This is a genomic window from Streptomyces sp. CRCS-T-1, from assembly GCF_024442335.1.
GTDB classification, from domain to species: Bacteria; Actinomycetota; Actinomycetes; order Streptomycetales; family Streptomycetaceae; genus Streptomyces; species Streptomyces koelreuteriae.
This window is the reverse complement of the sequence record NZ_CP101651.1, coordinates 1627995-1640822: the sequence shown is the minus strand read 5'-3', so window position 1 is coordinate 1640822 and position 12828 is coordinate 1627995. Positions and strand designations below refer to the sequence as shown.

Annotated in this window: 9 protein-coding genes; 6 read left to right on the top strand and 3 right to left on the bottom strand. The window is 70.7% G+C overall.

Going from position 1 to position 12828, the window contains the following annotated elements; all coding sequences use genetic code 11:
• The first annotated feature begins 13 nt into the window (after positions 1-13).
• Positions 14-778, top strand: a complete 765-nt coding sequence (locus NNW99_RS07265; protein ID WP_215117878.1) for a sugar isomerase domain-containing protein — start codon at positions 14-16, stop codon at positions 776-778.
• A 55-nt stretch (positions 779-833) separates the two neighbouring features.
• Here the strand turns inward: NNW99_RS07265 and NNW99_RS07260 are convergent, their stop codons facing one another.
• A complete protein-coding gene (locus tag NNW99_RS07260) occupies positions 834-3962 on the bottom strand; it encodes a beta-N-acetylglucosaminidase domain-containing protein (protein ID WP_251057732.1) in 3129 nt (1042 codons plus the stop codon).
• 235 nt (positions 3963-4197) lie between these two features.
• Here NNW99_RS07260 and NNW99_RS07255 point away from each other — a divergent pair, with 235 nt between their 5' ends.
• Positions 4198-5256, top strand: coding sequence for a LacI family DNA-binding transcriptional regulator (locus NNW99_RS07255; RefSeq protein ID WP_215117877.1), 1059 nt, complete (start codon positions 4198-4200; stop codon positions 5254-5256).
• Between the two features lie 36 nt (positions 5257-5292).
• Here the strand turns inward: NNW99_RS07255 and NNW99_RS07250 are convergent, their stop codons facing one another.
• Positions 5293-6936: a transposase gene (locus NNW99_RS07250; RefSeq protein WP_215117876.1), complete on the bottom strand. Its 1644-nt coding sequence runs from the start codon at positions 6934-6936 to the stop codon at positions 5293-5295.
• Complete coding sequence (locus NNW99_RS07245) at positions 6929-7504, bottom strand: IS607 family transposase (protein WP_215117875.1); 576 nt, start codon at positions 7502-7504, stop codon at positions 6929-6931. The genes NNW99_RS07250 and NNW99_RS07245 overlap by 8 nt, the downstream gene beginning before the upstream one ends.
• Before the next feature lie 64 nt (positions 7505-7568).
• On the opposite strand from NNW99_RS07245, the gene NNW99_RS07240 reads away from it, so the two are divergent.
• The 4 genes from NNW99_RS07240 to NNW99_RS07225 are packed head-to-tail and all read left to right on the top strand — an operon-like array spanning position 7569 to position 12777.
• Positions 7569-8918: an ABC transporter substrate-binding protein gene (locus tag NNW99_RS07240; protein ID WP_215117874.1), complete on the top strand. Its 1350-nt coding sequence runs from the start codon at positions 7569-7571 to the stop codon at positions 8916-8918.
• 12 nt (positions 8919-8930) lie between these two features.
• Positions 8931-9872 (top strand): carbohydrate ABC transporter permease, encoded by a 942-nt coding sequence (locus NNW99_RS07235; protein WP_215117873.1) that lies wholly within the window; start codon positions 8931-8933, stop codon positions 9870-9872.
• On the top strand, positions 9869-10687 hold the full coding sequence (locus tag NNW99_RS07230; protein WP_215117872.1) for a carbohydrate ABC transporter permease: 819 nt from the start codon (positions 9869-9871) through the stop codon (positions 10685-10687). Before NNW99_RS07235 ends, NNW99_RS07230 begins: the two co-directional genes overlap by 4 nt.
• Positions 10688-10716: 29 nt before the next feature.
• A complete protein-coding gene (locus NNW99_RS07225; protein ID WP_215117871.1) occupies positions 10717-12777 on the top strand; it encodes a beta-galactosidase in 2061 nt (686 codons plus the stop codon).
• Positions 12778-12828 lie beyond the last annotated feature (51 nt).

The window sequence follows — 12828 nt, the reverse complement described above, 5'->3', positions numbered from 1 at the left end:
GGGAGTGTGTCGCGTGTCCGTCGAGTCTGTGAGCGCCCAGGGGTTCGCGCGGGAGAGCCTCACCGTCCTCCAGAAGGTCATCGAGTCCGCCCGCGACGATGTGGCCGCCGCCGCCGACCTGGTCGCCGAGTGCGTGCGCGCCGACGGCGTCGTCCATGCCTTCGGCACGGGCCACTCGCAGGCCCTCGTCCTCGAACTGGCCGGGCGCGCCGGCGGGCTGGTCCCCACCAACCGGCTGAGCATCGCCGACCTCGTCCTCTACGGCGGCGAGGACCCGTCCGTCCTCGACGACCCGCTCCTCGAACGGCAGGCCGGGGTGGCGCAGCGGATCTACGACCTCGCCGCCCCGAACCCCCAGGACCTGTTCGTCGTCATCTCCAACTCCGGCGTCAACAACGTCATCGTGGAGATGGCCCTGCACGCCAAGGAGCACGGCCACCGCGTCCTGGCCCTCACCTCCCTCACCCACACCCGGGCCGTCCCCGCCGCCCACCCCAGTGGGCGGAAGCTGGCCGACATCGCCGACGTCGTCCTCGACAACGCGGCCCCGCGCGGCGACTCCCTGCTCGAACTCCCCGGCGGCGGCTCGGTCTGCGCCCTGTCCACGCTCACCGGCGTGATGCTGGTCCAGATGACCGTCGCCGAGGCCGCCGGACGCCTCCTCGCCGCCGGCGAACGCCCCCCGGTCTACGTCTCGGCCAATGTGCCCGGCGGTTTCGAGGGCAACCTGGAGCTGGAGAAGAGGTACGCGGGCCGGATCCGCCGCACCGCGAGCTGAACCGGACCGTACGAGACGGCCGGGGCCCCGATGAGGGACCCCGGCCGTCCGCATCTCACTTCACGGGCACGGGCACGGGCACAGGTACAGGCACCGGCGTCAGCGCGACAGCCAGCGGATACGCCCCGGTCGTCAGCGGCGCCCCGACGGCACCGGACGCCGTGTCCACGGGGACCAGGGCGCCCGCGTCGGCGGTGGTGACGTACGCCGTGCCGCCGTCCCAGTCCAGGGCGACGTCGAAGGCGGACCTGCCGACCGTCACCGTCTTGCCCGGGGCGCCGGTGACCGTGTCGACGGGCGTGACGGTGTCGCCGGTGCTGGGGCTGACCCACAGGGTCCGGCCGTCCGGGGAGAGCGCGAGACCGTAGGCCTGGCCGGAGACCAGGAGGGTCGGCTCGGTGTCGTTCGTGGCCGTGTCGATCGGAGTGACCGTCGAGCCACCGGAGTTGGACACGTACACCGTCTTCCCGTCCGGCGCGGCCACGATGTTGAAGGGGCTCGGGCCCACGGGAACGGCGGCAGCGGCCTTCCGGGTAGTCAGGTCTACCGGCGTGACCGTGTTGTCCTTGATGTTGGGCACGTAGAGCGTCCGGCCGTCCGGCGTGATCGCCATGTTCTCCGGCCCGTTGCCGACCTGGACGGGTGCTCCCGGGGTGAGGGAGGCCGTGTCGACGGGCTGGACCGTGCCGTCCCCGTAGTTGGCGACCCACAGCGTGCGGCCGTCCGGGGTGAGCGCCAGCCCGGCGGGGATCTTGCCGACGGAGACCGTGGCGGTCACCTCGCCCCGCGCCACATCGATCACGCTGACCGTGTTCGAGCCCTGGTTGGCCGCGTAGGCGGTGCGCCCGTCCGCACTCGTCACCACCTCACCGGGGTTGGCACCCACGGCGATGTCGGTGGTCTTCTTCGAGGACAGGTCGACGGAACTGACCGACGCCCCGCTGAAGTTGGCCGTCAGGGCCCTCGACGAGCCCGTGCCGTCGGTGATCTGGACCGGGAGCGCACGGTCGAGGACGCCCTCGCCGGCCACCCCGAGGGACCGCACTCCGGCACGCGCGTTCTCCCCGGCCGTGACGGTGACCGTCGCCGACGCGCTGCCCCCGGCCGGGACGGTCGCGGTGCCCTCGGCGGGGGAGACGGTGACGCCGTCGGGGGCGGTCAGCTTCCAGGTCACCGTCCGGGCGGCGGTGGCGGCCCGGTCGGAGAAGGAGAGCGTGATCTTCGCGGAACCGCCCGGCTTCAGACTGACGGAACCCGGCGCGAACGCCGCGTCCACCCCCGGGTCGGGCGCGTTCTCGATCATCGCCGTGTAGAGGAACCGGTCCATCACGCCCGGAGAGACCTGCTGGGGTATCGCGTCCAGCTCCTTGCGCTGGGACCTCAGCCGGTTCCAGTACGTGGCGACCGCGTCGGAGTCACCGCGCTTGCCGGCCAGCAGCAGATCCACGGCCGTGCGCCCCGCGCCGCCGTAGCGGCCGAGCTTGTCCAGCCAGGCCGACGTCTCCCGGAGGAACCCGGGGTTGTCCAGGCGGGCCCGGAGTTCACGGGGTGTGGCGGCCATATCGGCGAAGTACGACCGGAGCGCGGCGGCGGCATGATCGAGCCCGGAGTCCTCGTCGTACGCCTTGTGGAACGCGGCGATGAGGGCGCTCAGCGTCGGGGACTCGGTCGCGTCCAACTGGGACGAGTAGTTGTTCTCGGCGAAGATCCGCAGCCACTCGGCGGCATCCGGCCCGGCCAGATCGCGGACGGAGGCGAGGAACGCGGCCCGTGGGTCGTAGCTGTCCGGGTTCCACAGATAGGCAGCGGAGGTGAACAGGGCGAGCCGGCTCGCCTGGCCCTGGACCATCGGATTGGCGGTCACCCCGGTCGCCGCCTTCGCCACGCCGGGCTCGCGGCCGGTGTAGGGGCCGAGCAGGAGGCGGCTGGTGACGTAGTCGTTGACCGGGTAGTTGTCCCAGATCAGGATCGGATGGCCGTAGACCTCACGGGCCTTCGCGACCTGCTCGGCCGTGATGGTCGGGGCGATCACGCCGACGCCGGTCCACTCCACGACCACCGACGGGTCCAGCTTCTCCCGCAGCGCCTTCTTGTAGGGGGAGTCGGCGAGGTCGGAGTACTCGGTGGGGACCATCTCCAGGGGGTGCAGGCCGGAGTGGCCGGCCGAGAAGTCCTTCCAGACCTCGTTGAGGAGATGCGCCTGCGCCGCTCCCGCCGCGCCGCCGCCCGTGCCGAACTCTCTCTCGTCGGCCTCGCAGTTCCATTTCGTGTAGCTGATGTCGTCCAGCGGGATCGCGAAGGAGCGCACCCCGATGGCGTACAGCGAGTCGAATTTGCGGGTGAGGGCGGCGATGTCGGCGGCCGAGGAGTAGCAGACGGACAGCCCCGGGGAGAGGGCGTAGGTGAAGCGGACATGGTTGGCGTCGGCCCGGTCGACGAGTTCCTTCAACTGCCGCAGTTCGGCGGGCGGATACTCGTCGCGCCACCGGTCACGCAGGTACGGGTCGTCCTTGGGGGAGTAGACGTAGACGTTCTGCTTGGTGCGGCCGTAGAAGTCGAGCTGGCTCAGCCGCTCGGTGTGCGACCAGGGGGTGCCGTAGAAGCCCTCGATCACTCCGCGCAGCGCGGCCGTGGGCCAGTCCCGGACGGTCACCACCGGCACGGTTCTCGTGACCAGTTGGCGCAGGGTCTGGGCGGCGTAGAAGGTGCCGGTGCGGTCGGTGCCGGACAGGGCGAGGAGGGTGCGGCCGTCCTCGCGGCCGGAGGCGAGGACGTAGCCGCCGGAGGGCAGCCCGGCGGGGGAGGGGGCCTTGAGGTGCTTCAGGGCCGCGGCCGTCGCGGTGTTCTCCTTCGGGCCGCCGATGAAGACGGTGAACCCGGCCTTCGCGGGCGGCTTGTCGGCCGTCACGATCCGCTCGGCTCCGGCGTCGCGCAGGACGCTCTCGACGACCCGCCGGGCCGACGGGTCGCTCCCGCGTCCGACGACCGTCACGACCCGTTCGGGGACCGCGAGCCGGCCGGGCCCCGTGTGCATGCTCTGCGGCCGTGGCCACACCTGGGGCGGGGCGGCGGTTTTCGAGGGCTGGTCCGGTGCGGCGGCCGAAGGCGGCACCTGTGTGAGCGTGAGGCCGAGGGCCAGCAGGAGCGCGGCGCCGGGCAGTCTGAGACGAGTGGCTGGGAACACGGATTCTCCTTCCCGGGAGAGGGATGAAGGGAGAGGTGAATGGAGCCACCGAGTGATGCTAGAGATGCTGAATCAAGCAATCAATGGGGTGTCGGAGATCGGCTCCGTCCGGAGCATTGACGCCGCCCGCCCTTGCTCCCACACTGGCGTGACTACGTAGTCAAGCAAGCTCTTTCTGCCTTGATGCCGCGATTGACTACGTAGTCCATGCCCGTGCCACCTCCTGGGAGCCCTCATGACGACGAGTGGAGCCGCCGACGGCCGTCGCCGTCGTGGTCCCGGCATGACCGAGGTCGCACGGGCCGCCGGGGTGTCGCAGAAGACCGTCTCCCGGGTCGTCAACGGCGAGCCGCATGTCAGCCCGGAGGTGCGCGATCGCGTGCTGAGGGCCATCCGCGAACTGGACTACCGTCCCAACACCGCGGCCCGGGCCCTGCTCCTCGGCCGCTACCGGCGGATCGGCGTGGTCTCGCTGGGCAGTTCGCTCTACGGCCCCTCGACCCTGCTCATCGCCCTGGAGCGGGCGATGCAGCGCGCCGGGTATTCCGTCGCCCTGGCCAGCACCCTGGAGGGGCAGAAGGTCTCGGTCGCCGTGGACGCGCTGCTGGAGCAGGGCGTGGACGGGATCGTGCTGTCCGAGCCCATCGACGACGGCGTGCCGCTCCGGCTCAGCGCCGATGTGCCGGTGGTCAGCGTCGGCGAGGGCGTGGAACTCGCCCAGGGCACCTGTGCCGTGGTCGGCGGCGACGGCGTCACGGCCGCCCGGCTCGCCACCGAGTATCTGCTGTCCCTGGGCCACCGCACCGTCTGGCACCTGCCAGGACCGCAGGACTGGTGGGCCGCCCGGGACCGGCTGCGCGGCTGGCGCGAGGCCCTCGCCGCCGCCGGCGCGCCCGAACCGCCCCTGCCGTCACCCGGCGACTGGAGCCCGGCCTCCGGGTACGCCGCCGGACGGCAGCTCGCCCGGCTCTCCGATGTCACGGCCGTGTTCGCCGCCAACGACGACATGGCCATCGGCGCCCTGCGCGCGTTCGCCGACGCGGGCCGCGCCGTCCCCGGTGACGTGAGCGTCGTCGGCTACGACGACATACCCGCCGCCGCCTATCTCTCCCCGCCGCTGACCACCGTCCGGCAGAACTTCGCCGCCGTCGCCGACCGCGCCGTCGACGTACTCATCGCCCTGATCGAGGGCCGCCCCGCACCGGCCGAACCCGCCGACCAGGCGGTCGAGTTGACCGTGCGGGCCTCCACCGGCCCGGTTCGGGACCCGGGCCTCGCGCACCCCCACCCGTAGCCGCACCACGTGAGGAGTCACGTGTGTACACCGTTCCTAGAGACTGAGTGGGAGTGAGTTCTGTTGCCAGACCCCATGCTCAGCCGAACACCCCGAACGGTCTTGGGTGTTCTGGTTCACCGCGTTCGCTCCGCGTCCGGCGCGAACGGATCGTGTCCGTGGTCCGGGGGCGCGGGGGCGGTTTTCCTCGCTTTCTCGGTCGCCGGGTCGGGCCTGGGCGGTCCGATGCCCGTGCACATCTCTCTGGTGTGCACGGGGCGGTGTCGTCCGTCGCCTGATCCGGTGTCCGAGGGCGCGCCTGCCGATGGCCACCGAAGCGGCGGCGTGTCGGCTGGTCTTGTGGGTGTTGCTGGTGAGGGGAGCTTGCCAGTGCTGGGCGCCCCAGAGGCTGGTGTAGGCGGGGTCGACGGCGATCACGCCGATGCCGGCTTCCGCGCACATGGACAGCAGTCGTGCGCGCAGTCGGCCGGTGGGGATGCCGGAGATGAGCTGCCTGAAGCGCTTACGGCGGCCGTGTTTCTCGCGTGTGGTGGAGTCGGTGAAGTCGAGGTCTTCGATCGCGACGGCCTTGACGCCGGTCTGTTTGGCCCAGTGCAGGAGGCGGGTGAGGGCGTGGCGGAGCTGGGCGTCGCGGTGCGAAGCGCTGCCGCTGAGCTGGTAGTTGAAGCGGCGGGGCGTGCCGCTGGGGTTGCCGTGTTCGTCGAGGCGCCATGCAGCGAGGTGGTCGGCGTTGGTGTCCACGGCAATCACTCCGTGAGCGCGCAGCGTGGCCAGTGGCACGACGGGGAAATCTTTGCGGGTCCAGGAGGCGTCGAGATACCAGCGGCCCCGGGCCGTGTCCAGGTGGATGCGGTAGGCCACAGCCCGGTTCGCTTGGATCCGGTCTCGCCATTCGTCGCCCCGGTGCCAGAAGGTGACCTTCGCGGCCAGCACGTACCGACCATGCTTGGTGTTTGCGTGCTCGGCGAGGGGGGCGGGCAGCTTGATGCTGATCTCGCCGTCGGCGCTGACGCGGATCGTCTCGTTCCCGAACCTTTTACCGGACTCGCCGTCGGCGGTCAGGAACCACCGCGCCGCCTCCCACTGTGCCCGCCACTGCGCCTCGGTCAGGTTCGCGGCGGTGAGGTTGTGACGGGTGCCCAGCAGTCGCCGGCCCCCGCGTGTGATCGACACCCGTCCGGCGTCGCGTTCGGCCCTGATCTGCTCGTAGCGCTCTTCGAGGATCGCCAGGCGCCGGGATTTGTTGAACCACTCGTGCGAGGACCGGTAGCCGCCGGGCTTGCCCCGGCTGCCCTTCTGGCCGACGGGCAGGGACAGCCGGTAGCGGATCATGCGTATACCGGCATCCAGGGATTGCTGGTGCGCGTGCTGCGCACGCCGGGACAGACCCCACTGGTCGTGTGTGCTGGCCGTGATCGAACCGGCCCAGCGGGAGGACGACAACGCCGTCAGGTCGCGTTTGCGCCCGGCCCACGTGTCGGTGGAGTGCTCCAGGCCGTCACGGCACCTGCGGGCCAGATCACGCGAGGCCAGCATGCCCAGGTGCGCGCCGACCAGGCGCAACACCTTCTCGTCGTCGGCCGTCAGTTGCTTGAGTCGGTCGCGGATGCTGACGCCCGTCGGGCCGTCGGCGACGAACGGCCGGGCAATCTGCCGCAGCGGCCTGCGCTGGTCAGCCATGCTCGGCAGCGTGAAGCGCCTTGCGGGCACGGTTCTTCGCCGACCGGTGCCCGTACAGGCGGGCACAGAACGAGGTCAGCACCTCCGCCATATCCGGCACCAGGTCGTCCTCGACCTCGCCGTCGTCTAGCACAACCAGGCGGCGCCCCGTCGCGGACAGGGCGGCCTCGACCAACTCGACGTTCATGCGGCCAAGGCGGTCCTTGTGCTCCACCACCAGAGCCTGCACGGCCGGATCGGCAAGCAGCCGCCTGGCCTTGGGACGGGATCCGCGAATGCCGGAGGCGATTTCGGACTCCACCCGCACCACCCGGTGACCCGCGGCGGCAGCCCACCGGGCCAGCCGGGCGACCTGGCGCTCCAGATCGTCCTTCTGATCGTGCGAGGAGACGCGGGCATACAGACCCAGCCTGGCAAATGCCTCGGGCGCGGCGTTGGCCCCCGCGTTCACGAGGATCGTGCGCGGTCCTACCCGCTGAGCCGGTACCGGCAGCGTCCCCTCACGGAACCAGCGATACGCGGTCTGCGGATGCACGCCCTGCGTCTTGGCCCATTCCGTGAGATTCACGCTCTGACAACGACACTCACTCATACATGGTTACGCTCACTTATCTGACAGCGAGGGCCGGCAGTTGAAGACCTCAGAGCCCCCTGCCCCTCCGACCCGCCGCGCCCTGCTGCGCGGAGCGCTCGGCCTCGGTACGGCCGCCGCGCTCTCCGCCTGCGGACAGGGCGATACGACGCCCCGCACTTCCGGCGACGTCACCCTGTCCCTGTGGACCCACGACCCGGGCTACGAGGCGTTCTTCGTGAAGGGCGTCCCGGCGGCCGACCGGGCCACCGACTTCCGCTACCACCTGAAGGTCACCCGCTCCGGGCCTCCGGACATCGTCACCAAACTGCTCGCGCAGGCCGTCGCCGGGCGCGGCACACCCGACATGGTGGGCTTCGAGATCGGTAGCTTCCCGCGCATGCTGCGCGGCGACATCGCCGAGCGGCTGCTGCACGACTTCACGCCCGACATAGAGGCCGTGCCCGGCCTGAAGGACGATCTGCTGCCCGCCCGTACCGCCCCCTTCAGCAGGGACGGCCGGGTCTACGCGTTCGACTCGGACACCCCGATGGTCGTCTACTTCCACCGCGAGGACCTCTTCGACGCGTACGGGCTCCTGCGAGGCGACCAGACCTGGGAGGAGTTCGCCGAGGCCGGTGCCCGGGTGTACCGGGACCACAACGCGTCGATGTGCGTCGTCTCCACGGTGGGCAGCGACCCGGGCCAGGTCGTGCAGTCCTTCCAGATGCTGCTCTACCAGCGCGGCGGCGCGTTCTTCGACGCGGACGGGACGCTGCGGCTGGACTCGCCGGAGGCCGAGGAGGTGCTGCGGTTCCTCTGCGAGGGGCTGCGCAGCGGGTTCGTCATCGATGTCGCCGACTACTACGGGGCCGCCATGCAGACCGCGCTGAAGAGCGGCCGGGTCATCGGTCTGCCCATGGCGATCTGGTACAAGAACTACGGCCTGTTGTCCAACGTGCCCGAGCAGAAGGGGAAGTGGCGGGTGCGGGCGCTGCCGCCCTTTGCCGGAGGCGGGGGAGTGACCGCCGCGCTCGGCGGGACCGGCTTCGGCGTCATCAAGGACAAGGCCAACACCCGGGCCGCCACGGAGTTCCTCTTCAAGACCTGGCTCACTCACGACGGCCAGGTGCGGCGGTTCACCGAGACCGGGTATCTGCCCACGCGGCGCTCCGTGTACGAGGATCCGCGCCTGGGGGCCTACAAGGACGAGTTCTGCGGCGGGCAGCGGCTGTTCGGGCTCTACCGCTCGCTGCTGCCGGACGTGCCGGCGTTCCATCAGAGTCCGGACCAGTCGATCCTCTACGACGTCCTCGCGGGCAACCTGTTGCGCGCCTATCGCGGCAGCCTGACCCCTCGGCAGGCCCTGAAGCAGACCGCGGCGGATTTTCGTGACCAGGCCGGACGTTAGGAGGACGACGACATGACCACCACCGTCACCGGACCGTCCGGCCTCACGCACCGGCACAGCGACCCGGACCGCACCGCGCACCGCCCCCGCGGATCCTGGGCGCCCTACCTCTTCATCTCCCCCTTCTATCTCCTCTACGTCCTGTTCATGCTGATCCCGGTCGGGGTCTCGCTGTGGCTGAGTCTCACCGAGTGGGTGGGGCTCGGCACCCCGCAGTGGGTGGGGCTGCGCAACTACCGGCTGCTCGCCACCGACATCAGCTTCCACCGGGCCCTCGGGAACACCGCCGTCTTCGTGCTGGTCGCGGTCTGTGTGATCGTGCCGCTCGCGCTGCTGATCGCCCAGGCGCTCAACGCCAAGGGGCTCAGGGCACGTGACCTGTGGCGGACCGCCTACTTCGTGCCGATCGTCGTCTCACCGATCCTCGTCGCCCTGGTCTTCGGCCTGATCTTCGACCGGCAGTTCGGGCTGGCGAACGCGGTGCTGAAAGCACTGTTCGGCACCGGCGGTGTCGACTGGCTCGGCGACCCGACCCTCGCCAGGGTGAGCATCGCCCTGGTCATGCTGTGGCGCTGGACCGGCTACCTCACCGTCTTCTTCCTCGCCGGGCTCCAGAACGTGCCCAGGGAGCTGTACGAGGCCGCCGCGATCGACGGGGCCGGGCGGCTGCGCACCTTCACCACCGTCACCCTGCCGGCGCTGAAGCCCGTGACGGCGTTCGTCGTCGTCACGTCCTTCATCTGCGCGGCGCAGATCTTCGAGGAGCCGTATCTGCTGACCGGCGGCGGACCGGCCGAGTCGACCCTCTCGGTGACCATGTTCATCTACCGGGCCGCCTTCCAACGCCAGCAGTTCGGCTACGCGGCGGCCGCCGCGGTCGTCCTCTTCGTCCTCGTCTTCGGTCTCAGCCGGCTCTGCAACCGTCTCCTCGGCATCGGGAGGGCCACCTCATGACACGCGCCCGACTGCCCCTCTACGGCGTCCTGGTCCTGCTGTTCCTGGGCTTTCTCGCGCCGCTGCTGTGGGCGCTGAGCGGCTCGTTCAAGCCGCGCGGCGAGATCTTCGGCTACCCGCCGGAACTCGTCCCCGACCCCTTCACCCTGGACAACTACCGCACCCTGCTCACCGAGCAGCCCTTCGGCCGCTGGTTCCTGATGAGCACCGTGGTCGCCGTCGTCGCCACCACCGTGTCCGTCTTCGTCTGTGCGCTCGCCGGCTACGGCTTCGCCAAGTTCCGCTTCGCCGGGAAGCGGCTGCTGTTCAACGTCATGTTCAGCTCGCTGTCGATACCGTTCGCGGTGATCCTCGTGCCGCTGTTCGTGATCCTCGTGAAGACCGGGCTCGGCAGCCCGTGGTTCGCGCTGATCGTGCCGTGGGTGGCGCCCGCGTTCGGGATCTTCATGATGCAGCAGTACATCGTGCAGTCGATCCCGGACTCGGTGCTGGAGGCCGCCCGGATCGACGGGGCGAGCGAGTTCGGCATCTTCCGCACCATCGTGCTGCCGCTGCTGCGGCCCTCGCTGGGCGCCCTGGCCGTCTGGCAGTTCCTGCAGAGCTACAACAGCTTCCTGTGGCCGCTGGTGCTGGTCTCCGACAGCTCCCAGTACACCCTGCCGCTGGGCCTGCAGACCCTGTTCGTGTCGGAGCAACGGCAGTACGACCTCGTGCTCGCCGGAGCCGTCCTCGCCGTCCTGCCCGCCGTCGCCCTCTTCGTGCTGCTGCGCAAACAGCTCCTCGAAGGCCTGTCCACGGGCGCGGTCAAGGGCTGACCTCCCGCCAACTCACTTGAAGGAGAAGCATGTTCGAGCTGCCCCGGCGCGTCCTGTTCGGTGCCGCCTACTACCACGAGTACCAGCCGTACGAGCGCCTCAAGGACGACCTCGACCTGATGGCCGAGGCCCGTTTCACGGTGATCCGCGTCGGCGAGTCGGTGTGGTCCACCTGGGAGCCCGAGAACGGCCGCTTCGACCTCGACTGGCTCCAGCCGGTCCTGGACGGCGCGCACGAGCGGGGCATCTCGGTGATCCTCGGGACGCCGACGTACGCGGTGCCGCCGTGGCTGGCCCGGCAGTACCCGGAGATCGCGGGCGAGTCCCGCACCGGCGAGCGCCACGGCTGGGGCGCCCGCCAGGAGGTCGACTTCACCCACCCCGCGTTCCGCTTCCACGCCGAGCGGATCATCCGCAAGGTCGTCGGCCGCTACGCCGACCACCCGGCCGTCATCGGCTTCCAGGTCGACAACGAACCGGGCCTGCACCTCTTCCACAACCACGGCGTCTTCCAGCGCTTCACCGACGAACTGCGCGAGCGGTACGGCGACGTGGAGACCCTCAACCGCGAATGGGGCCTCGTCTACTGGTCGCACCGGCTCTCCACCTGGGCCGACCTGTGGACCCCGGACGGCAACGCCCAGCCGCAGTACGACCTGGCCTGGCGGCGCTTCCAGGCCCGGCTCACCACCGAGTTCATCGCCTGGCAGGCCGGGATCGTGCGCGAGTACGCCCACCCCGGCCAGTTCGTCACGACCTGCATCTCCTACGACCGCCAGGGCGTCGAGGACGACCGCCTCACCGAGCGCCTCGACGTCACCGCGGGTAACCCCTACTACACGATGCAGGACGCCCTCGCCCTGCCCGACGTCAACGGCGACGGGCAGCACTGGACGACCAACGGCACCTGGGCGCTCTACCGCAGCGCCGACCGCATGTACTCCTCCCGCCAGGAGCCCTACCTGGTCACCGAGACCAACGCGCAGGCCATCAGCGGGCCGTGGGACAACCGCCCCGCCTACGACGGCCAGTGGCGCCAGGCCGCCTGGGCGCTGATCTCCCGGGGCGCCTCGATGATCGAGTACTGGCACTGGCACACCCTGCACTTCGGCGCCGAGACCTACTGGGGCGGCATCCTCCCGCACAACGGCCGGCCCGGCCGCGTCTATCGCGAACTGGCCGTACTGGGCGCGGAGTTGGAGAAGGCCGGTGACCTCGTGTCGGCCCTCACCCCGGACGCCGACGTCGCCTTCCTGTACGACGGGCCCAGCAAGTGGGCGCTCAAGGGCCAGCCGCCGCTGGCCGACGCCGACGGAAACCCGGACGGGAGGTCGTACGAGAAGATCTTCGACGCGTTCTATCGCGGTGCCTTCGACGCCGGACTCCAGGCACGCGTCCTGCATCCCGGGCAGCTCCCGGACACCGACCTGCCGCCCCTCCTGGTCGTGCCCGGCTACTACGCCGCCGACGACTCGGTCCTCGACCGACTCCGCGCCTACGCCGAGGCCGGGGGCCATCTCGTCCTCGGTCCGCGCACCGGCTACGGCGACACCGAGGCCAGGGCCCGCACCGACCTCCAGCCGGGCCGCCTGGCCGAGGCCGCAGGGGTGACGTACGACGAGTTCAGCAACCTGCGCGACCCGCTGCCCGTCACCGGCACGGACTCCCTCCCCCTCCCGGCCGACGCGCACGCCCTGCACTGGGCGGACGGACTGCGGCCACAGGGCGCCGAGACGCTGGCGGCGTACACGCATCCGCACTTCGGCCGCTGGCCCGCGATCACCACCCACCGCCACGGCACCGGCCGCATCACCTACGTCGGCACCGTGCCCGATCCGGTCCTCGCCCGGGCCCTGTTCGACCGGTACGCCCCCGACTCCGCCTGGCGCCCCGGCCACCCGAGTGTCACGGCCACCTCGGCGACCGCCCGGGACGGCCGCCGCGTGCGCTTCCTGCACAACTGGTCGTGGGACGAGGTGTCCGTGCCGGTGCCCGTGGCCGTGCGGGACGTGCTCTCGGACACCGTGTACGGCGACACGGTGCCGCTCGGGCCCTGGGACGTGAAGGTGCTTCAGGACGAAGCGGTGTAGCAACCATCCTTGTCCGGCCGGGGAGTTCCGGCCGCCTGTTCGCTGGGCATC